A 21,177-nucleotide genomic window follows, 5' to 3' on the forward strand; every position below is an offset into this window, starting at 1 on the left:
TGGTCGGTCTCCCTATGCTTTCCGCGTGGTGGCGTACTTCTTGACCGCGAGGTTCACGGCGACCGCGAGCAACAGCATGACGCCCAGGAATGCCTTGAACCAGTTGGGATCCCAACCTGCGAACACGATCCCCTGCTGGGTCATGCCGAAGATGAAGGCACCGAGCGCCGTGCCCACCGCCGAGCCGTAGCCGCCGGTCAGCAGGGTGCCGCCGACGACGGCCGCGATGATGTACAGGAACTCCTGCCCGACCCCGCCGCCGGCCTGGATGGTGTTGAACGCGAACAGCTGATTCATCCCGGAGAACCACGCGAGGAAGCCGACCCCCATGAACAGGCCGATCTTCACCCGGTTCACCGGCACACCGACGGCACGGGCGCTCGCCGCGTTGCCGCCCACCGCGTAGATCCAGTTGCCGATCCGGGTCCGGTTCAGGGTCCAGGTGGCCACCAGGGTGAACAGGATCCACCAGATGACGGTGATCTTGACGTCGACCCCGAAGACGGTGAACGAGGAGGAGAAGAGCGCCTTGGCGGAGCTGAAACCCTCCATGTCGGAGACATTCTGGGTCGCCACCGCACCGGTCACCAGCTTCGTCACGCCCAGGTTCACCCCCTGCAGGACGAAGAACGTGCCCAGGGTGATCAGGAACGACGGAATCCCGGTCCGGACGACCAGAAACCCGTTGATGAATCCGACACACATCGACAGGGCCAGCGCCAGGGCCACCCCGACCCACAGGTTCAGGTTGAACTGGTAGCACAGCATTGCCGCCGTCAGCGCGTACGTCACCACGGCGACGCCGGCGGAGAGGTCGAACTCCCCGCCGATCATCAGCAGGCCGACCGCGACGGCGACGATTCCGATCAACGAGGACGCATAGAGGATCGTCGCGAACGCCTCGGGCGACCGGAAGGCCGGCGCCACCGCGAAGAAGAAGAGGTAGATCACAACGGCGGCGATCAGCGCGCCGATCTCCGGTCGCGCCAGCAACCGGGTCGTCAGTGCTTGCGACGCCTTCCGCGGCGGGGGGGCCGACCCCGACGCACCCGGCGGCGTTGCCGGGGTCTTGCTCAGAGATTGGCTCATGGTGTACTCCCTGGCTTGTCTTCCAGTCCACGGGACAGCTCGCAGGCTGTCCGGGCACACGATCAACGGGTGTTGTTGGCGGCGAACTTGATGATGTCCTCGATGTTCTTGCTGTCCACGAAGGACGGCCCGGTCAGCACGGGCAGGCCACCCCCGAGATCGTTCTTGTTGGTCAGGTAGAACCACAGGGAGTCGACCGCCATGTAACCCTGCAACCAGGGTTGCTGATCGACCGAGAACTCGATCTTGCCGTCCTGGATCTGCTTGGCCACGTCGGCGTTCAGGTCGAAAGTGGCGAGCTTGGCCGAGCTGCCGGCATCGGCGATCGCCTGCTGCGCATTGAGCGCGTAGGACGCACCCAACGCCACCACGTAGTCGATGGACGGGTCCTGCTGCAGCTTCGCGCCGATGGTCGTCGTCACCGAGGTCGGGTCCGTCCCGTCCACCTGGATGTTCTCCGTCCCGGGGGCGTTGGTCTTGACGCCCGCGCACCGGGCCTCCAGTGACACCGAGCCCTGCTCCTGGATCACGCACAGCGGGTGCTTGCCACCGGCATCGGAGATTCGCTTGCCGACCGCTTCGCCGGCGACCGTCTCGTCGGAACCGAAGTACATGATGGCGCCGAGCTGCTTGTACTGGTCGATGCCCGCGTTGAGGCCGACCACCGGAATGCCGGCGGCGACGGCGTTCTGCATGACCCCCTCCATCGCGTCCGGATTCCGGAACGTGGTGGCGATCCCGTCCACCTTGCTGTCGATGGCGTTCTGGACGAGCGTGGCCTGACCGGGAGCCGTCGGATCGGCGGAGTACTTCAGGTCGATGTTGTCCTTGGCCGCGGCAACGATGGCGCCCGCCTGAACCTTGTCCCAGAACGAGTCACCGGGGCCCTGGTGAGTCACCATCGCGATGGTCAGCCGTGGCGTGTCGGCGGTCGCCCCACCCCCGGCCGCCTCGGCCACGGAGGCCGCAGCTGCATCGGCCGCGCGCTTCCCGCCGGTGGCGCTACAGGCGCTCAGCGCGACCGCGGCGAGCACCGCGACCGCGGTCAGCCCGAGCGCCTTGGTGCGAATCGTCATCGATTCGGGTCCTTTCGTTGCGGGACGTCATGTCCCGTTGGGGAGGTGATGGATGCCATGAGGCATGGCCGAGGATCCGGGTGGGGAGCGGCACGCGATGCGAATGGTCCGATCGGGCGGACGTCCGGTGGGCCCACGGCGAGCGCAGGCGCCGCGCCATACCGGGTCCGACCCTCCGTGGGGGTGGTCACCTGCCCGGCGTTCACGGTGGCTCCTGGCCTTGGCGCACCCCGGTCCTCCGTTTCGAACCGCTCCGTTCGAGGTGTGTTTAGCGTGGCCCTCGCCCCCTCAAAAGTCAACACTTTGTTCTGACATCCTGACGTCCTGACCGACCGGTGACCAGAGTCGCTGAACGGCGGATCGTCGCCACAGTGAGTATCTGTGCGTCCATGCATCGACGCGGCCCGGACGCGCGTCTCGGACCGTGTCGACCCGCGGGTTGACCCCGGACGGGCCGCCTCGAGGTCGAGGCGACACGCCTGGGCGCCGCTCCGGTGGAATGCCGCGGAGCGGCCGGTCGGAGTCAGTCGTTCTGCGGGAAGCCGAGGTTGAGGCCGCCGTGGCTGGGGTCGAGCCAGCGGGTGGTGATGACTTTGCCGCGGGTGTAGAAGTGGAAGCCCTCGGTACCGTGGGCGTGGGTGTCACCGAACAGGGATGCCTTCCAGCCGCCGAAGCTGTAGTAGCCGACGGGGACGGGGACGGGCACGTTGATGCCGACCATGCCGACCTGGACTTCGTTCTGGAAGCGGCGCGCGGCGCCACCGTCGTTGGTGAAGATCGCGACGCCGTTGCCGTACGGGTTGCTGTTGATCAGGTCCAGGCCCTGGCTGTAGCCGTCGACGCGCAGCACGCTCAGGACGGGTCCGAAGATCTCGTCGGTGTAGATGCTCATGTCGGGGGTCACGTGGTCGAACAGGGTCGGGCCGAGCCAGTATCCGTGGGGGTCGCCGTCGAAGTGCTGCTCGGGGTTGCTGGTCCGGCCGTCGACGACGAGTTCGGCGCCTTGGTCGACGCCGGCTTGGACGTAGCCGGCGACCTTGTCCCGGTGCGCCCCGGTGACCAGGGGTCCCATGTCGGTGCCGCGGCGGCCGTCGCCGGTGCGCAGGGTGGCGATCCGTTCTTTGATCTTGCCGATGAGGTCGTCGGCGATCGTGTCGACGGCGAGCAGGGCGCTGATCGCCATGCACCGTTCGCCGGCGGAACCGAAGCCGCCATTGACGGCGGCGTCGGCGGCCAGGTCCAGGTCGGCGTCGGGCAGCACCAGCATGTGGTTCTTGGCCCCGCCGAGGGCCTGGACGCGTTTGCCGTTCGCGGTGCCGGTGGCGTACACGTACCGGGCGATCGGGGTAGACCCGACGAAGCTGATGGCCTTGACGTCGGGGTGTTCCAAAAGCGCGTCGACGGCGGTCTTGTCGCCGTGCAGGACGTTGAACACGCCGTCGGGCAGGCCTGCTTCCTTCCACAGGTCGGCGAGCCAGTTCGCGGTCGACGGGTCCTTCTCGCTGGGTTTGAGGACCACGGCGTTGCCGGCGGCGATCGCGATGGGGAAGAACCACATCGGCACCATCGCGGGGAAGTTGAACGGGGAGATGATCCCGACCACCCCCAGGGGTTGGCGGATGGACGAGACGTCGACCTTGGTCGAGGCGTTCTCGGTCATGCTGCCTTTGAGCAGGTGGGCCAGGCCGCAGGCCAGTTCGACGATTTCCTGACCGCGGGTGATCTCGCCCAACGCGTCGGACAGCACCTTGCCGTGCTCGCTGGTGATGATCGCGGCGGCCTCGTGCTTGCGGGCGTTGAGCAGTTCCCGGAACCGGAACAGAACCTGGGTGCGGCGGGCCAGCGAGGTGTCCCGCCACCCCGGGAACGCCGCCGCGGCCGAAGCGATCACCGCGTCTGCGTCACCCCGGGACGCAAACACGACCCGCCGGCTCACCTGGCCGGTCGCCGGGTCGAACACCTCGCCGGTCCGGGTCGACTCACCCGCGAATGGGGCGCCGTCCTTCCAATGCAACACCAGGCCGCCGGTGGCGGCCAGGTTCTCCTCGACGGCCGGGGTGGCCTCGGGATCGGTGATGGTCGTCATCTGTGCGCTACTTCCCTCCGGGTCTGCCGCGCGGATCAACTACGGATGCGCGGATGAAGTCGTTGACTTGCTGCTCTGCTGTCACATTCGATGCGAGTTGATCCGCGCCTGCGTAGATGATCCGCGCGGGAAAGGTGCGCCCCGAGCTGCGCTTACAGGTAGGGCTTCTGGTCGGCGCGGAACTTCTCGTAGCGGGTGCGGGCGTCCTGGGTGGAGTCCAGAGTGGAGACCTGCGCCACCGGCACGTCCCACCAGCCGTCGCCCTTGGGCGACTCGAACTCCAGGTCGGTGTCCACGTGCACCAGACACGGTTCGTCGCCGGCCTTGGCCGCCGCGAGGGCGTTCTTCAGCTCGGCCAGCGTCTTGCACCGGTACACGGTGATGCCCATGGATTCCGCGTTCAGGGCCAGGTCGACGGGCAGCTTGCCGCCGTCCAGCCGGCCGGACTCGGCGTTGCGGTACCGGTACTTCGTGCCGAACCGCTGCACCCCCAGGGACTGGGCCAGCGCGCCGATGGAGGCGTACCCGTGGTTCTGCAGCAGCACCACGATGATCTTGATGCCCTCCTGCACCGCGGTCACCAGCTCGGTCGGCATCATCAGGTAGGAGCCGTCGCCGACGGTGACGAACACGTCCCGGTCCGGTGCGGCCAGCCGGACCCCGATCGCGCCGGGGATCTCGTAGCCCATGCACGAGTAGCCGTACTCGACGTGGTAGCCCTTGCGGTCCCGGGTCCGCCACATGCCGTGCAGGTCACCGGGTAGCGAACCGGCCGCGCACACGACCACGTCGGTGGGCGCCATGACGCCCTCGACCGCGCCGAGAACCTCGGCCTGGGAAAGGAATTCATGGCCGTCGCCGTAGCCGCTATGGTGCGAGGCGACGACCTCGGCGTCCCAGGCCTTGGCCCGGGCGGCCACCTCGGCGCGGAAGTCGGCGCCGGTCGAGTAGCCGTCCAGCGCGGTGGCCAGCGCGGGCAGCGCCCGCTTCGCGTCGGCCACCACCGGGTACCCGGCCAGCTTGAACGCGTCCAACCCGGCGACATTGATGTTGACGAACTGCACGTCCGGGTGCTGCCAGATCGTCTTCGACGCGGTGGTGAAGTCGCTGTAGCGGGTGCCGATCCCGATCACCACGTCGGCCCGCCGGGCGAAGTGGTTCGCCGCCGGCGAGCCGGTCGCGCCGATCGCGCCGAGATTGAGCGGGTGGTCGAACGGCAACGAACCCTTGCCGGCCTGGGTCTCGCTGATCGGGATGCCGGTGGCCTCCACGAATGCCCGCAGCTCCTCGTTGGCCTCGGCGTAGGTGACGCCGCCGCCGGACACGATCAGCGGCGCCGTGGCCCCTCGGATGATCTCGGCGGCCCGTGCGATCACCTCGGGCTCGGGCACCGGGCGACCGATCCGCCACACCCGTTCGGCGAACAGCTCGACCGGCCAGTCCCACGCCTCGGCCTGCACGTCCTCCGGCAGCGCCAGCGTCACGGCGCCGGTGTCGACCGGGTCGGTCAGCACCCGCATCGCCCCCAGCAGCGCGGCGGGCAGCTGCTCGGGCCGCCACACCCGGTCGAAGAACCTGCTCAGCGGCCGGAACGCGTCGTTGACCGACACGTCGTACCCGAACGGCTGTTCCAGCTCCTGCAGCACCGGCGAGGCGACCCGGGTGGCGAAGATGTCGCTGGCCAGCAGCAGCACCGGCAGCCGGTTGATGGTGGCCAATGCGGCGCCGGTCAGCATGTTCGACGAGCCGGGGCCGACCGACGCGGTCACCGCGAAGGTCTCCAACCGGTCCTTCTGCCGGGCGTACCCGACCGCGATGTGCACCATCGCCTGCTCGTTGCGGCCCTGGTGGTACGGCAGCAGGTCCGGCTCCTCGAGTTCGGCCTGCAGCAGGGCCTGCCCCAGCCCGGCCACGTTGCCGTGCCCGAAGATGCCGAAGCAGCCGGCGAACAGCTTGTGCCGCACACCGTCCCGCTCGCTGTACTGGTTGCCCAGGAACCTCACGACCGCCTGCCCGACGGTCAGTCGGACGGTCTGTCCCGCGTGCGACGTTGCTGCGCTGGTCACCGGGTGTCTCCTGCTTCCTGCTCGGGAGCCGTGTAGAAGGGCAATCGGGGATCGGTCGGCCGGTCCGCCCAGGTGGCGCGGACCCAGCCGTGGTTCGGGTCGTCGCTGATGCCCCAGGCGCGCTCGGCGCCGGGGCCGGCCATCACGTTCAGGTAGTACATGTGGTGCGACGGCGCGGCGATCGACGGGCCGTGCCAGCCGTGCGGCACCAGCACCGTGTCCCGCTCGGTGACCTCCTCGAGCAACTCGATGGGCCGGTCGGCGCTGCCGTAGATCCGCTGATAACCAATGGGTTTCGCCCGCCGGGCCGACATCGCGGAATCGGGGGCGGCCGAGGCGAAGCGGAAGTAGTAGATCTCCTCCAGCTCGGTCTCCGACCCGTCGATCCCGCCGGCCTCGTCGTGCTTGTGCGGCGGGTAGGACGACCAGTTGGACGCCGGGGTCAGCACCTCGGTCGCCAGCAGGTTGACGCACTCCAGGCCGGCGCCCATGCCGAAGTTGTTGACCTGCCGGGTGTGTGAGCCACTGCCGCGCAGGGTCACGTCCACGCCGGACGCCGGCTGGTACCGGAACGGCAACGCGCGGTCGGCCCGGGCGCCGCAGAGGGCGATCTCACCCGCCCGGGTGCCGGTCAGCGTGACGGTGGAATCGATGGGCAGGTAGGCGGTGTCGGTGACGGCGGCGAACACGCCGTCCCGGCCGGCCAGTCCGACGGTCTGCTCGCCCAGGGTGACGTCGACCCCGGCGGTCAGCGGCAGCACGATCCACTCGCTCTGCCCGGTAGCGAACTCGACGCGCTGACCCGGGCGCAGGGTGATCACCCGCAGGCTCGAGTAGCCCCAGCCGGCGCTCTCCGGGGTGATCACCAGGTCCCAGTCGCCCTCCGCCGTGGAGCCGGCCGGCAGGTAGAGACCGTCCTTGTCCTCGACCATGCCCGTCACCGGACCATCGACGCGGCGGTGTCGACGGCGGCTGCGACGTCGTCGTCGGCCGGGTACAGCAGCGTCCGGCCGACGACCAGACCACGCACCGACGGCAGGGCCAGGGCCGCGCGCCAGGACGCGTAGGTCTCCTCCGGGCTGGTGTCCGGGTCGCCACCAAGCAGCAGGGTGGGCAGCACGGTGGACTCCATCACCCGGTCCATCTCCGGCACCACGGGCAGCTTCATCCAGGTGTAGGCCGAGGTCCGGCCCAGGGCACTGCAGACCCCGACGGACTTGATGACCGCGTCGGCGGACAGGTCGTTGCGGACCTTGCCATCCGCCCGGGACGACCAGAACGGCTCGACCATGGCGACCAACCCGCGGTCGGCCAGCTCGTTGACGGCATGAGCGGTGGACTCCATGGTCCGGGCCGTGCCCGGGTCGTCCAGCGCGATGCGGGTCAGCGTCTTGCCCCCGTTGAGTCCCATGTCGGCGATGCCACGGGCGTCGTACCCGGTGAACCGGTCGTCCAGCTCGAAAGCGGCGCCCTGCAGGCCGCCGCGGTTCATCGAGCCGAACACGACCTTTCCCTCGAGAGCGCCGAGCAGCAGCAGGTCCTCGAGGATGTCCGGGCTGGCCAGCAACCCGTCGACACCGGGCCGGGACAAAGCGGTCTCGAGTCGTTCCAGCAGCTGGATCCGGTTGCCCATGGCCAGCGGCCGGTTGCCGACGCCGTTGGCGCCGCGGGCCGGATGATCACAGGCGATGATCATCAGCCGGCCGTCCCCGGCGGCCAGGCCGCGCCTGGTCCGGGCGTCTGCGGCGCGCCGGATCGCCCCGGGGTCCTGCACCCGGATATCGGTCAGCGCACGGTACCGCTCGGCGTTGGACACCCCTGACACCTCCTTCGGCAGAAGCGTTGTCGACTCAAACATGTGAAGCCTCCGCGATGATGGCCTGCACTTCGGCGGTGGTCGGCATGGCCGTCGAGCACTCCCGCCGCGACGCCACGATGGCGCCGGCGGCATTGCCGAAGCGCAGGATCGTCTCCAGGTCCCAGCCGGACAGCAGGCCATGGCAGACCGCGCCGCCGAAGCTGTCACCCGCGCCCAGGCCGTTCACCGGGGTGATCGGGGTCGGCGGCACCTCGACGATCTCGTCGTGGGTCATACCGAGCACGCCCTTGGGGCCCTGCTTGACGATGGCCAGCTCGACCCCCGCGTCCAGCAGCGCCCGGGCGGCGCGCAGGGGTTCGGTTTCGCCGACGGCGACCTCGCACTCCTCCTTGTTGCCGATCGCCACCGTGACGTGCGGCAACGCCCTGGCCACCTCGGCCGACGCGGTCGCCCGGTCTCCCCAGAACACCTCGCGGTAGTCCAGGTCCAGGATGGTCAGTGGCCGGCGGGCCCGGGCCGCCCAGGCGGCGTGGTGGGCCGACCGGCTCGGCTCGCGGGACAGGCCGGTCACCGTGGTCCAGAAGATGTCAGCGTCGGCGATGGCCGCCAGGTCGAGCTCGTCGGGGTTGATCACCAGGTCCGGCGCGATCGGCAGCCGGTAGAAGTAGAGCGGGAAATGGTCCGGCGGGTAGTTCTCGCAGAACGTCACCGGCGTCAGCAGGTCCGGCACGTCCGTGATGAACACGTCGTCCACGTTCAGCTGCCGCAGCGCCTGATGCACGAACCGGCCGAACGCATCCGGGCCGGTCCGGGAGATCAGTGCGGCCCTGCGTCCGTGCTTGGCCGCGGCGATCGCCACGTTGCCGGCGCTGCCGCCGACCGTCTTGCTGAACGTCTCCACGTCTTCCAGTCCGACGTTGTCCTGGAGGGGATACAGGTCGACCCCGACCCGTCCCATGGTCAACACCTCGAAATGCTGGGCCACTGCTCGGAGTCCCTTCCATCCTGACGCGCGTCGGCTGCTGCGGTGGTCACGCGGGTCCGATCGGTGGAACATGGCCGCGTCGCCTGACATCACAGACTGTGGACCGTCGAGGGACTGGTGTCAAGACTTTGATAGGACATATAGTCATATTCATGTCGGGCTGACGTGCACTAGACTACGGCGACGAGAACCGGGGAGGGCCGATGTCCGCGCTCACAGTCGACCTCGACCGGTCCAGCCCGGTGCCGCTGTACTACCAGGTCGCCCAGCAGATCGAGCACGCGATCAACGACGGTCAGCTGTCCCCGGGCGATCGGCTGGACAACGAGATCAGCCTGGCCGAGCAGTTCGGATTGTCCCGCCCCACCATGCGGCGCGCCATACAGGAACTGGTCGACAAGGGGCTACTGGTCCGCAAGCGCGGTGTCGGCACCCAGGTGGTGCACGGCCAGATCAGCCGGCCGGTCGAGCTGACCAGCCTGTTCGACGACCTGGCCGGTCATCATCAGGCCCCGCGGACCGATGTGCTGGCCAACGAGGTGGTCGACGCCCCCGACGAGGCCGCCGCGATGCTGGCCGTCCAACCCGGGACGCCGGTCCTGCACCTGCGGCGGCTCCGCTATGCCCAGAACGAGCCGCTGGCCATCATGGAGAACTACCTGCCCGAGGACCTGATCGCCATCGGTGAGATGGACCTGGCCGGCCGCGGGCTCTACCAGTTGATGCGGTCCAAAGGCGTGAACATCCGGGTGGCCAAGCAGCGGATCGGCGCCCGAACGGGAACGCCCGAAGAGTGCACGCTGTTGGGCGAAAAGCGGGGCAGCCCGGTGCTGACCATGGAACGGGCCGCCCACGACGATTCCGGGCGGGCCGTCGAATGGGGCCGGCACGCCTACCGGGCCAGCCAATACTCCTTCGAGGTCACCCTCGTCGAGCACTGAACCCGGCCGTCCGACCCCCGGGCGTGACCCCTCCGGCCGACCCGGCGGTCAGCGCGGAGCCGGGCCGAGAATTGAGCAGCGCCCGGGTCCGGGCGCGTGAGATGGAGGATTGTCGTGACGACGACGCTGACCGGCGCTCCCGACCGGCCGATGCTGATCGGGGGTGAATGGGTCGCCGGCGTCGACGGAGTGTGGACCGACGTGGTGTCGCCCGGACGTCGCAGCACCGTCCTCGCCCGGGTACCCGAAGGCTCGGCCGAGGACGCCGACCGCGCCGTCCGCGCGGCCCGGGCCGCGTTCCCGGCCTGGCGGGCCCTGCATTTCAAGGACCGGCAGAAGATCATCCTGAAGATCGCCGACGCCCTGGAGGACCGGGCCGAGGAACTGTCCGTGCTGACCGCGGCCGACACCGGCAACGCGCTGCGCACCCAGGCCCGGCCGGAGTCACAGACCCTGGTCACCCTGTTCCGCTACTTCGGTGGGGTCGCCGGCGAGTTCAAGGGCACCGTGCTTCCGGCCGGCGACGACCAGCTGCAATACACCCGCCGCGAGCCGCTCGGCGTGGTGGCCGGGATCCTGCCGTGGAACTCGCCGCTGATGATCGCCGGGATGAAGACACCGGCCGCGCTCGCCGCGGGCAACACCCTGGTCCTCAAGACCGCCGAGGACGCGCCGCTGACCATCCTGTTGATGGCGCAGATCGCCTCCGAGTTCCTGCCGCCGGGTGTGCTGAACGTGATCACCGGTCGGGGTGGGGTCGTCGGCGAGCGGCTGCTGGTGCATCCGGACGTGGACAAGGTGTCGTTCACCGGCTCGACCGGGATCGGCCGGCATGTCGCGCAGACCGCCGGAAAGCGGCTCGCCCACGTCTCTTTGGAGCTCGGCGGGAAGAGCCCGAACATCGTTTTCCCCGACGCCGCCTCCCCCGAGACCATCGACCGGACCGCAGCCGGCGTGCTGCAGGCCATGCGGTTCACCCGGCAGGGCCAGTCCTGCACCGCCGGGTCACGGCTGTTCGTGCACGCCGACGTCTACGACACCTTCCTCTCCGCGCTGGTGGCGAAGGTCTCCGCGTTGAAGGTCGGCGATCCGCTGGACGAGGCGTCGGACATGGGCTCGATCATCAACGCCAAGCAGTACGAATCGGTGCTCGGCTACATCGAGAACGGCAAGGCGCAGGCCGGGGTGGACGTCGCGCTGGACGGCACGACGATGGATTTCGCCGGGTTGGACGGCTTCTACACCGGGCCGACCATTCTCGGGTCGGTCGCGAACGACTGGCGGGTGGCCCAGGAGGAGATCTTCGGGCCGGTGCTGGTCGCCATCCCGTGGCGGGACCGGGACGACGTGATCCGGATGGCCAACGACTCGCACTACGGTCTGGGTGCCTACATCTGGACGAACAACCTGACCGACGCGCTGGACACCGCACACCGGGTGGAATCGGGTTGGGTCCAGGTCAACCAGGGCGGCGGGCAGGTCATCGGCCAGTCCTACGGGGGCTACAAGACCAGCGGCATCGGGCGCGAGTTCTCCATCGAGGGGGCGCTGGAGTCGTTCACCCAGATCAAGCAGATCAACGTCAAGCTCGGCTGACCCCCTCCCCCTTGGAGTTGATCATGGTGTTCCGGCCGTTCTGGCGGCGTCAATACGGCCGGAAGCCCATGATCAACAGGATGTTTGGAGTGTGACTGTGAACGGTGGACCCCTGTCCGACATCGTCGTCGTCGACCTCACCCGGGCCCTGGCGGGCCCGCACGCCGCGATGATGCTGGCCGACCTCGGTGCGCGGGTGATCAAGGTGGAGACCCCGGGCGGCGGCGACGACACCCGCGGCTGGGGGCCGCCGTTCGTGGCCCGCACCGGCCCGGGCAGCACCGCCGGGCTGACGACTGAAACTTCTTCCGCCGAGGGGATTTCGACCTACTTTCTGTCCTGCAACCGGAACAAGGAGTCGATCACCCTCGATCTGAAGAGCCCGGCCGGCCGGGAGGCCCTGACCGAATTGGTCGTCCGCGCCGATGTCCTGCTGGAGAACTTCCGGCCCGGTGTGCTGGACCGGCTCGGGTTCCCGCTCGATCGGCTGACCGAGCTCAACCCCGGCCTGGTGGTGCTGTCCATCTCCGGGTTCGGGCACGACGGCCCGCAGGGCGGCCGCGCCGGGTACGACCAGATCGCCCAGGGCGAGGGTGGTCTCATGTCGATGACCGGGCCGGACCCGCAGACCCCGACCAAGGCCGGGGTGCCCATCGCCGACCTGTTGGCCGGCATGTACGGCGCCTTCGGGGTGGTCGCCAAGCTCACCGAGCGGGCGCGGACCGGGCTCGGCGGCCTGGTCCGCACGTCCCTACTGGCCGGCATGGTCGGCGTGCACGCCTTCCAGGGCACCCGCTGGACGGTGGCCGGTCAGGTGCCGAAGGCGGAAGGTCCGCACCACCCGTCGATCTGCCCCTACGGCCTGTTCCATTCCGCCGACGGCACCGTGCAGATCGCGGTCGGCTCCGAGGGGCTCTGGCAGCGTTTCGCGCCGGCCTTCGGCCTGCCGGTGGATGCGCCGGACTTCGCCACCAACGCCGATCGGGTCCGCAACGGCCCGGCCGTGCGCGCGGCCGTCGACCGGGCGTTCGCGGAATACCGGTCGGCCGACCTGCTGGCCAAGCTGTCCGAGGTCGGCGTGCCCAGCGGCGAGGTGAAGAACCTCGAGCAGGTCTACGAGTGGGACCAGACCCAGTCGCAGGGCCTGCTGATCGACGTCGAGCATCCGACGCTCGGGTCGCTCCAGCTGCCCGGACCGCCGCTGCGGTTCTTCGACGGGGCAGGCGCCGAGTGGCACCGGGAGCACACCGCCCCCCCGCTGCTGGGTCAGCACAACGACGCCGTGCAGGAGTGGCTGGCCGGGACGGCCGAGCCGATCGACGGCACCGGCTGAGCCCGTCCGCGCGGTCTTGGCCCGGCGGCTGGTTCGCTGATCAAAGCCAGGTCTACACCGGCGGTATGCGCATTCCGGCGCGGGTTTGATCAGCGAACCACCGACGCCTCAGTTCGTGGTGAAGGTCAGTTGGATGGACGCCGTGCAGGACGAATCGACGGGCTTCGTCGGGTCGGTCAGGAAGGCGTTCATGACATTCCGCGCGCATTCGGACTTGTCGAGCGTCGAATGCCCGGTGAACGGGAAGTGCACGACCTGGGACCTGCTCAACCCGGGGGTGACGAGGTCGACCCACTCCGGCGCGGTGGCGGCGTCGAAGTCACCCTCCATGATCAGCACGGGCACGTCGCTGACCACCGGGTCCATCATCGACGCCGCGGCCAGCGGTACGTCCCACGCCGGGCACTCGGTGAACAGCCGGCCCTGCTTCGGCTGGATCTTGAGCACCTGGTCGGGGAACTGCGGCAGCACCGACTTCGCGTGGGCCAGCGTCGCCGCCTCGGTGGTGAGATCGGCGGATTCGGCACAGAACACACCGAACGCGAGGCCGTAGCCGGCCACCCCCACGACCGATGGCGGCGTCATGAACTCGACGGTGGCGGCAGCCACGTCCTCGTACCGGCCGGCCGCGGCGTCGGCGATCATCTTGGGCAGACCGGCGGCGTCGTGCCGCTCGGTGGTCATGATCACCGCGTACGCGAGAACGTAGCCGTCGATGGTCAGCGACAGCGGGTCGCCGTCCGGGCCGGTGGTCTCGACGACCACCGGCGAGGAGGTGAGCCGGTTGACCGTGCCGTAGAAGTCATCCTCCAGGTTCGGATACGCGGCCGCGCAGGCCGGTTGCGCCGCGCAGGCGGCGAAGATCCCGTGGAACGAACCGGCCGGGGCCGACCACCAGTTCTCGACGATGTTGAAGTTCGGCGGCGACACCGAATCGAGCACCACACTACGGATCCCCTCGGGATGGTCCCGGAGCAACACCGCGGCGAGCTTGCTGCCGTAGGAGACGCCGTACACGTCCCATGCCTCGATGCCCAGGGCGACCCGGAGATCGGCGATGTCGGCAGCGTTCTCGGCGGTGTTGTAGGCAGACAGGTCAACACCGGCAGCGTCCCAGCGATCGTGGCAGGTCTGCACCGCCGCGAGATCCTGCAGGGTGGCCGCGTCGGACGAGAATGGAATGCTCGCCAACCCGTTGGCGACGGTGTCGTACTCCGGGCAATTGAGCAGCGGATCGGAGTGGTAGGTGCCGCGCTGGTCGACGAAGTACACGTCCCGGTCGGCGTTCACCCCGTGCCTGGTCATCGCCGCGTAGCTGATCGACCCGGCGCCGCCCGGTCCGCCGACCAGCACCACCAGCGGATCGGCGGCCGGACCGGTCGCGACGGCCGGGGCGCGGGCGACGAATATCTTGATCGTACGGCCGCCCGGCCGGGTCCGGTTCTCCGGCACAGCCAGGTACCCGCAGGTCATGGTCGACGGGAAGTCCAACGCCGGCAGACCCGGGAGATTGGGCGTGGGGCAGCTGGTTTGCTCGAAGGCAGCGGTCTGCGCCGCCGACGGTGCCGGCGGGCTCGCGACGGCGGCGCTCGGCGGATCGACATAGATCAGGTCCAGGACCTTGACCATGAGCGAATTGGCAGTCTGGCGCATGGTGTCGACGTTATCGGGCTGATTCGTCCAGATCACGAGCGTCATGTCGTTGGCCGCGTCGACGCCCATGAACGAGTTGTAGCCGGCGGTCTCCCCTCCGTGGAAGGTCAGGGTGATGTCGCCGACCTTCTGCTGAGTGATGCCGTAGCCGTACCACTGGCCGGCGGGGTTGTCCGGGTGCTCCACCTGCGGGCTGGCCGCCCACAGTTGTTGGTATTCGGGCTCGAGCACCTTGCCCCCGACCAGCGCGTCCATCCAGGTCGCGAGATCGTGTGCGGTGGAGACGACCCCGCCGGCGGCGAAGGCGAACGAGTGGTTGACGCCGGTGTAGTCGGTGGGCTGCCAGGTGCCGTCATGGGCCGCAGCGATCTGCTCGGGGGTGTATTCGGGCTCACCGAACAGCGCGACCGACGAGCTGCCGTACAGGTAACCGTGCGCGAACGGCTCGGGGAGGGTGTTGTCCGCGGCGGCCGGGAATTCGGTGTTCGTCATGCCCAGCGGACCGAACAGCCGCGCCTGCATCGAATCGGCCAGCGACCGGCCGTCGACCTTTTCGATGATCATGCCGAGCAGTACGTAATTGGTGTTGCTGTATTCGAACTCGGCCCCCGGCGCGAAGTTGACCGGTTGGGCGAAGGCGATGTCCAGCAGTTCCTGCGGCCGCCAGGCGCGGGCCGGGTCGTTGTCCAGGCTGTCGGCGATGATCTGTGAGTTGGTGAAGTTGTACAGGCCGGTGCGCATCTGGAGCAGCTGCGCGATGGTGATCGTGTCCCCACCCGGAACGCCGGTCACGTACTTCGACACCGGGTCGTCGAGGCGCAGTTTGCCCTCCTGGGCCAGCTGCAGGATGACCGCGGACGTCATCGTCTTGGTGTTCGACGCGATGCGGAAATGCGTGTCCGCGTCGGGGGTCTGCTGCTGGCCCAGTTCGGCGGTGCCAGATCCGACGGTGACGTCGCCCTGCGGCGTGCGCACCAGGACGACCGCACCCGGGATCAGCCAGTCCTTGGTCGTCTGATCCACCAGTGCCTGCAACGCGGCCGGGTCGACGGTCTTCAGCGCCGAGGTCGCGGCCGCCGCGGACGGTGTCGAGGAGGCCGGAGTTGAGGAAGGCGTCGCCGGGTCGCCCGACGGGCCGCTGCAGGCGGACAGCGCCAGCAGGAGGGCCACGGCGATCGGGCCGCCACGACGGGTGGATGTGGTGGTCATCGAATCGTTCCTTGCCTCGGGGCAGGCCGGCGGGAGTCGGCCTGCAGAACCGTTCTGGCTCGCTCGATCCAGTCGGGGTCGACGATCTCGTCCCCGTCACGGAGCGACGACGGGTCGAAGTCCGGGTTGAAGCAGTTGATCTCGCCCTGCAGTCCGTCGGGGTCGGCGAACCGCAGGGACAGCATCGGTCCGAGCGGCCGGATGTCGCCGCTGGAGGCGTCGGTGTCGAGCAACCGGTCCCGGAGGGTGGTCAGCGTCGCCAGATCGGGCACGGTGAAGCCAAGGTGATCCAGGCGCCCGCGTTCGAACATCGCGGCGGACAGGCCGTGCGCGGCCGGGTCGTAGCCCGCGATCTCGAAGACCTGGAGCATGCCGGCGCCGCCGCCGACGTCGAGCACCGCCTCCCGTAGGTGCCCCGGAACGGCCCCGAACACCACCATGGTGCGCAGGCCGACGACGTCCTCGTAGAAGGCGCGGAACCGGTCGAGATCAGCGGTCACGACAGCGACATGGCTGACGCCGCAGGGACCGATCACGTGTGCACCCACACCCGAAGGGCGTTCACCGGGACGGAACGAATTGTTCCGCTCAGTCCGGTTCGGTCCGGACCGTCCACCGCAGCGCCGTCTCCGGCGCCGGCAGGTAGATGCAGTGCCGGCCGGTGCGCACGGCGTCGTCCAGATGGGCACCGAGCAACGGGGCCTGGCGGCCGATGCCGGCAATGGTGCGCCGGATGCTGCGCACCACGTTGATCCGGGCGCGTTCGGCGTCCGAACCGGTCGGCCGGTCGCGGCCACCGAGGCCGATCGTCCGCCGCAGCTCGCGCAGCAACGTCTCCATTTCGGCGTGCGCCCGTTCCGCGCGGACGACGTCGTGCGTGGCGTCGGCCTCGTCGACCTCGGCCTGCAGCACATGCAGGCGATGCCGGTACTCCCGCTTGGCCCGCACGTCCAGGCCGGGACCCAGGTCCGCGGCGACGGGCGCGCCGGCGCGGCCGGCCAGCTCGACGGCGGTCACCTCAACCCCGGGCTCCCGCAGCAGCCGGGCCAGTTGCCCCGCACCGGGGCTGTCCGACAACCGGGCCCGGCCCAGCGGTGAGCTCAGCAGCCAGCCGGATCCGTCATGGCGCATGGACGCCGCCCGGACCGGGTCGGCCGGCGGCGCGGCCGGTGCGAGCGGCGCGGCCGGCCGGCCGCGTCGATGCACCCCAATGGTCCGCGCGAGGGTCTCGGCCTCGGCGCGCAGCCCGCCCGGGGACACCCCGACCGGGCCGGCGCCGGCCCGGTCGATCGCGTCGGCCAGGTGGTCGAGGCAGTGCACCAGCAGCGGCGGCGACGGCATCACCCGGACCAGCGCCACGGCGTCCCGGGCGTGCCCGACGGCCGCCGCCGGATCGCCGGCCAGCATCGCCAGCCGGGCCAGCACGTCGTCGACGGGCAACCCGGCGCTGTGCCCGCCGCCGACGTTGAGCAGCCCGGCGTAGGGCAGCAACGCCCGGTAGGCGGGTGCGGCGTAGGCGGCTGCCCCGGCCCGGGCGACGATGTCCCCGAATTCGCGCAGCAGGTGGTCGCCGGTCCACGAGCGGAGCAGCTGCTCCGGCCGGGACCCGAAGCGGTGCAACACCTCCTGCACACCGGCCGGGTCGCCGAACAGCTGCGCGCCATAACCCTTCTGGACCTGGAAGACGGGCGACGGCACGTCCTTGAGCATGTCCATGGTGATCCGGTGGATCTCCTCGGCGCGCGGGTCGGGCCGGCCGTACAGGTCGAACAGCATGAGCTGGTGCAGTGCCTCACAGCCGAGCACGACCACCGGTTCGATGCGCCCGGTGCCGACCGCGATCGCCTCCTGCATCGACGCCCGCGCGGCAACCAGGCTGCCGTTGAGCGCGAAGAGTGTGGTGCGCTGGACCATCGTGATGTACCGCCACCACGGCGAGGGCAACAGCGCGGCGAGCACCTCGGCCCGGCCGAGGGTCTGTCCTGCACCACCGATGTCGCCGTCGTTCAGCAGCAGCCCGGAGCGCCGCTGGTGCCCGGAGATGCTCAGGTCGGACCGGCCGGCGCGCTCGGCCAGCCGGATGGCCTCGTCCGTGGCGACCATCGCCGCGGTCAGCGCGGCCGGGCTGGTCGCCGGCCGGACCGAGTCGAGCAACAGTTCGGCGATCAGTGCCGGGTCGCCGATCGACCGAGCGACCTCGACGGCCTCGGCCGACCAGGCGGCGACCCGTTCGGTGGCCTGGACGTCAGCGCCGCCGACGACGGTGAGCCGGCCGAGCAGGGCCGCCCGGAGGCGGCGTTGGTGCCTCGGCAGGCCGTCGAGCGCGTCCTCGAGCCGGCGCATCCGGGCCAGGTCGGGCACGAACGCCGACGCCCACAGGTTGGCGCCGATCTCGGCCCGGGCCCGGGTGAGCGGGTCCGCGGACACCCGGGCCAGCTCGGCGGCCTCCTGGTACAGGCCCAGGGCCGGTTCGAGATCGCCGAGCCAACTGAGGATGTCGGCCAGATCGACGGCGACGTTGGCGCGCAGCTCGGGGTGATCGGTCGAGCGGCCGGCGGCCTGCCGGGCCGCCCAGAGCAATCCGGCGGCCCGCGCGTGCTGCCCGGCGGCGACCAGTTCGGCGGCGACCTCGCGGGCGTCCGCGACACCGGCGGCCGGCGCAGCGGTTCCGGCCGGGGTCGCGTCGGTCCCGGCGGCGGCTCGAAGCCGGTGCCCGGCCGCCGCCACCCGGCCGTCGACCCCGCCGACCGCCGACCACGCCGCCGCCAGCCGATCGTGCAGGACCGGCCCGTCGGCGAGCCGGGCCGCCGCATCGGCCAGCAACGCGTGGTGGAAGCGGACGCCGCCGGCCGACAGGTCGTCCAGCACGCCCCCGCGGACGGCCGGCCGGAGCCGGGCGACCAGCTCGCCGGTGGCGCAGCCGCAGGCGGCCGCCAGCACGGTCAGCGGGGTGTCCGGGCCGCCGACCGCGGCGACCGCCAGCGCCGCCCGGGTCCCGGCGTCGAACCGGTCCAGCGATCGTCGGAGCACCTCGCCGATCACCGCGTCGCCGTCCGGCGAGCGCATGAGTTCGGTGACGAACAGGGGATTCCCGCCGGTCCGGAGTTGCAGCTCGACCGGGTCGATGGTTGTGGAACCGCGCGGCGCGGTCCTGTCCCGCGCGATCAACCGGCGGACCCCGTCGACGTCCAGTCCGCCGAGCCGGATCGGGCGGGCCACCCGGCGTAGCCCGTCCAGCGGCGGCATGTCCGGCTCGTGGTCGCGGCCGGTGACCAGCAGGGCCACCGGCGCCTCACCGAGGGCCCGGGGCAGACGTTCCAGCACCCAGATGGCGATCGCGTCCGCCCAGTGCAGATCGTCCAGCACGACCAGCACGGGCCCATCGGAGGCCAACGCATCGGCCAGCGACTCGAGGTGCTCCCACCGGCGCTCCTCGACGGGCAATGACGGGTCGCCCGCCGCGCTGATGCCCAGGGCCCGGTACACCCCTTGCCAGACCTGCATCGGGCGCCGCGACGACGGGTCCGCTTCGCCGCGCAGCACCCGCATCCCGTCCGCTCGGGCGAGCCGGGCGGCCTCGTCGGCCAGGCGGGTCTTGCCGATGCCGGCCTCGCCGGTCAGCAGCGCGATGGCCGGCCGGCCGGATCGGGCCGCGGCGAACAGCTGCCGGATCTGCTCGATCTCGGGGTCGCGGCCGATCAGCATGTCGACACCGGACGTGTCCGCAGCCCGCACCGTCATCGACCTCACCGTCCGGTCCGGTTCGGCACGTCGTCGTGCCGGCGGCGGCCCGCCGTCGGCACCGGACGGGCGGTGGTCCGGGCGAACGACGGTCGTCTGCGAGGTCATGATCTACGGTCGGCCCGGCCAGGGCAACGGCCTGGCCCGGCCACCGGCGGCCCCGCGCTGGTCGGACCGTGATTGGGTCCGGAACCGCTCCTGCGAGTAAGCTTGAAGGGTTGCCTCGGCGAGGGCGATCCGGACGCAGGTTCGGGTGGGCCGTAATCGACGCGGTGGGTGAGACTCCCGCGCGTCGCTGCGCGGTCCGACGTCCCCGCCGCGGCGTAGCGATCCGATCCGCCTGAGCAAGGAGTACCGAAGTGTCCGAGGTTCGCCTCATCGCCGAGTCCCGCACCGAGTTCGGCAAGGGGTTCGCCCGCCGCATCCGCCGCGCCGGCAAGGTGCCCGCCGTCCTGTACGGGCACGGCACCGATCCGCGTCACCTGTCGCTGGACGCCCGTGAGTTCGCCCACGCGCTCAAGGGCGGCGCGAACACCGTGCTGACCCTGCAGCTGGACGGCGGTGACGAGCTGGCCCTGCCCAAGTCCGTGGTCCGGCACCCGCTGCGCGACTACTTCGAGCACGTCGACCTGCTGCTGATCCGCCGCGGCGAGAAGGTCACCGTCGATATCCCGGTCGTCCTTGAGGGCGATGCCGCCGCCGGCACGCTGGTGCTGACCGACCTGACCACGCTGTCCGTCGAGGTCGAGGCGATGAGCATCCCCGAGTCGCTGGTGGTCGACCTGACCGGCGCCGAGGCCGGCACCCAGTTCCTGGCCGGCGACGTTCCGTTGCCAGCCGGAGCCGGCCTCATCACCGATCCCGAGGCCCTGGTCGTGTCGGTGCAGACCGCGCCGACCGCCGAGGAACTGGACGCCGAGACCGAGGCCGCCGAGGCCGACGCCGGCGTCGTGCGGGACGAGCCGCAGGCCGAGTCCGAGGGCTGATCCCGCTGACCACGACCGGGCCGTTTCTCGTTGTTGGCCTGGGCAACCCGGGCAAGCAGTACGCCGGGAACCGGCACAACGTCGGCGCGATGGTCGCCGATGTACTCGCCGGCCGGCTCGGCTCGGGTTTCAAGTCGCACAAGGCGGGCGCCGAGATCGTCGAGGGACGGTTCGGTGCCCGCCGGGTGATCGTGGCCAAACCCCGGTCGTACATGAACCTGTCCGGCGGGGCCACATCGGCGCTGGCCAAGTTCTTCTCGGTGGAGCCCGCCCAGGTGATCGCCGTGCACGACGAACTCGACCTGCCGCCGGCCACCATCCGGGTCAAGCGGGGCGGCGGCGAGGGCGGTCACAACGGGCTGCGGTCCATCTCGTCGAGCCTGGGCACCAAGGACTACCTGCGGGTGCGCATCGGCATCGGCCGGCCGCCCGGCCGGATGGATCCGGCCGACTACGTGCTGCGCGACTTCTCCGCCACCGAGCGCCGGGACCTTCCCATCGATCTCGAGAACGCCGCCGACGCCGTCGAATTGCTGATCGAGCACGGCCTGGAGGCCACCCAGAATCAGCTGCACGCCCCCTGACGCTGTCCGCTCC

General features: G+C 70.3%; 15 protein-coding genes. 5 read left to right on the forward strand and 10 right to left on the reverse strand.

What is annotated here, in order from left to right; all coding sequences use genetic code 11:
- Positions 1-12: 12 nt before the first annotated feature.
- From ACILSK_RS17530 to iolC, 7 genes are all read right to left on the reverse strand, one after another.
- Positions 13-1,089, reverse strand: a complete 1,077-nt coding sequence (locus ACILSK_RS17530; RefSeq protein WP_395728465.1) for an ABC transporter permease — start codon at positions 1,087-1,089, stop codon at positions 13-15.
- 62 nt (positions 1,090-1,151) lie between these two features.
- Positions 1,152-2,165 (reverse strand): substrate-binding domain-containing protein, encoded by a 1,014-nt coding sequence (locus tag ACILSK_RS17535; protein WP_395728466.1) that lies wholly within the window; start codon positions 2,163-2,165, stop codon positions 1,152-1,154.
- A 523-nt stretch (positions 2,166-2,688) separates the two neighbouring features.
- Positions 2,689-4,251: a CoA-acylating methylmalonate-semialdehyde dehydrogenase gene (locus ACILSK_RS17540; RefSeq protein WP_395728467.1), complete on the reverse strand. Its 1,563-nt coding sequence runs from the start codon at positions 4,249-4,251 to the stop codon at positions 2,689-2,691.
- 152 nt (positions 4,252-4,403) lie between these two features.
- On the reverse strand, positions 4,404-6,317 hold the full coding sequence (gene iolD, locus ACILSK_RS17545) for a 3D-(3,5/4)-trihydroxycyclohexane-1,2-dione acylhydrolase (decyclizing) (RefSeq protein WP_395728468.1): 1,914 nt from the start codon (positions 6,315-6,317) through the stop codon (positions 4,404-4,406).
- The gene (gene iolB, locus ACILSK_RS17550) at positions 6,314-7,249 is read right to left on the reverse strand and encodes a 5-deoxy-glucuronate isomerase (protein WP_395728469.1); all 936 of its coding nucleotides are present in this window, start codon (positions 7,247-7,249) and stop codon (positions 6,314-6,316) included. Before iolB ends, iolD begins: the two co-directional genes overlap by 4 nt.
- Positions 7,250-7,254: 5 nt before the next feature.
- Positions 7,255-8,175 (reverse strand): deoxyribose-phosphate aldolase, encoded by a 921-nt coding sequence (locus ACILSK_RS17555; RefSeq protein ID WP_395728470.1) that lies wholly within the window; start codon positions 8,173-8,175, stop codon positions 7,255-7,257.
- Positions 8,168-9,121, reverse strand: a complete 954-nt coding sequence (gene iolC, locus ACILSK_RS17560) for a 5-dehydro-2-deoxygluconokinase (RefSeq protein ID WP_395728471.1) — start codon at positions 9,119-9,121, stop codon at positions 8,168-8,170. Before iolC ends, ACILSK_RS17555 begins: the two co-directional genes overlap by 8 nt.
- A 203-nt stretch (positions 9,122-9,324) precedes the next feature.
- On the opposite strand from iolC, the gene ACILSK_RS17565 reads away from it, so the two are divergent.
- From ACILSK_RS17565 to ACILSK_RS17575, 3 genes are all read left to right on the forward strand, one after another.
- Positions 9,325-10,062, forward strand: a complete 738-nt coding sequence (locus ACILSK_RS17565) for a GntR family transcriptional regulator (RefSeq protein WP_395728472.1) — start codon at positions 9,325-9,327, stop codon at positions 10,060-10,062.
- 150 nt (positions 10,063-10,212) lie between these two features.
- Positions 10,213-11,658: an aldehyde dehydrogenase family protein gene (locus tag ACILSK_RS17570; RefSeq protein WP_395728542.1), complete on the forward strand. Its 1,446-nt coding sequence runs from the start codon at positions 10,213-10,215 to the stop codon at positions 11,656-11,658.
- Positions 11,659-11,755: 97 nt separating this feature from the next.
- Positions 11,756-12,991, forward strand: a complete 1,236-nt coding sequence (locus tag ACILSK_RS17575) for a CaiB/BaiF CoA transferase family protein (RefSeq protein WP_395728473.1) — start codon at positions 11,756-11,758, stop codon at positions 12,989-12,991.
- 108 nt (positions 12,992-13,099) lie between these two features.
- Here the strand turns inward: ACILSK_RS17575 and ACILSK_RS17580 are convergent, their stop codons facing one another.
- From ACILSK_RS17580 to ACILSK_RS17590, 3 genes are read right to left on the reverse strand one after another with little or no spacing between them, the layout of a single operon-like run.
- A complete protein-coding gene (locus ACILSK_RS17580; RefSeq protein ID WP_395728474.1) occupies positions 13,100-15,853 on the reverse strand; it encodes an alpha/beta fold hydrolase in 2,754 nt (917 codons plus the stop codon).
- The gene (locus tag ACILSK_RS17585; protein WP_395728475.1) at positions 15,850-16,401 is read right to left on the reverse strand and encodes a VOC family protein; all 552 of its coding nucleotides are present in this window, start codon (positions 16,399-16,401) and stop codon (positions 15,850-15,852) included. Before ACILSK_RS17585 ends, ACILSK_RS17580 begins: the two co-directional genes overlap by 4 nt.
- A gap of 40 nt (positions 16,402-16,441) precedes the next feature.
- Positions 16,442-19,594, reverse strand: coding sequence for an AAA family ATPase (locus ACILSK_RS17590; RefSeq protein WP_395728476.1), 3,153 nt, complete (start codon positions 19,592-19,594; stop codon positions 16,442-16,444).
- Positions 19,595-19,953: 359 nt separating this feature from the next.
- On the opposite strand from ACILSK_RS17590, the gene ACILSK_RS17595 reads away from it, so the two are divergent.
- Together ACILSK_RS17595 and pth are read left to right on the forward strand one after the other, a co-directional pair.
- The gene (locus tag ACILSK_RS17595) at positions 19,954-20,580 is read left to right on the forward strand and encodes a 50S ribosomal protein L25/general stress protein Ctc (RefSeq protein ID WP_395728477.1); all 627 of its coding nucleotides are present in this window, start codon (positions 19,954-19,956) and stop codon (positions 20,578-20,580) included.
- 5 nt (positions 20,581-20,585) lie between these two features.
- Positions 20,586-21,164: an aminoacyl-tRNA hydrolase gene (gene pth / locus ACILSK_RS17600; RefSeq protein ID WP_395728543.1), complete on the forward strand. Its 579-nt coding sequence runs from the start codon at positions 20,586-20,588 to the stop codon at positions 21,162-21,164.
- The last annotated feature ends 13 nt before the right edge of the window (positions 21,165-21,177 follow it).

The organism is Nakamurella sp. (assembly GCF_044224575.1).
GTDB lineage: Bacteria > Actinomycetota > Actinomycetes > Mycobacteriales > Nakamurellaceae > Nakamurella.

Bases quoted from the DNA above. Each gene is read 5' to 3' on its own strand.
- ACILSK_RS17530 (WP_395728465.1), bottom strand. From the start codon at position 1,089: ATGAGCCAATCTCTGAGCAAGACCCCGGCAACGCCGCCGGGTGCGTCG.
- ACILSK_RS17540 (WP_395728467.1), bottom strand. From the start codon at position 4,251: ATGACGACCATCACCGATCCCGAGGCCACCCCGGCCGTCGAGGAGAAC.
- iolB (WP_395728469.1), bottom strand. From the start codon at position 7,249: ATGGTCGAGGACAAGGACGGTCTCTACCTGCCGGCCGGCTCCACGGCG.
- ACILSK_RS17565 (WP_395728472.1), top strand. From the start codon at position 9,325: ATGTCCGCGCTCACAGTCGACCTCGACCGGTCCAGCCCGGTGCCGCTG.
- ACILSK_RS17580 (WP_395728474.1), bottom strand. From the start codon at position 15,853: ATGACCACCACATCCACCCGTCGTGGCGGCCCGATCGCCGTGGCCCTC.
- ACILSK_RS17590 (WP_395728476.1), bottom strand. From the start codon at position 19,594: ATGACGGTGCGGGCTGCGGACACGTCCGGTGTCGACATGCTGATCGGC.
- ACILSK_RS17535 (WP_395728466.1), bottom strand. From the start codon at position 2,165: ATGACGATTCGCACCAAGGCGCTCGGGCTGACCGCGGTCGCGGTGCTC.
- ACILSK_RS17570 (WP_395728542.1), top strand. From the start codon at position 10,213: ATGCTGATCGGGGGTGAATGGGTCGCCGGCGTCGACGGAGTGTGGACC.
- ACILSK_RS17555 (WP_395728470.1), bottom strand. From the start codon at position 8,175: ATGTTTGAGTCGACAACGCTTCTGCCGAAGGAGGTGTCAGGGGTGTCC.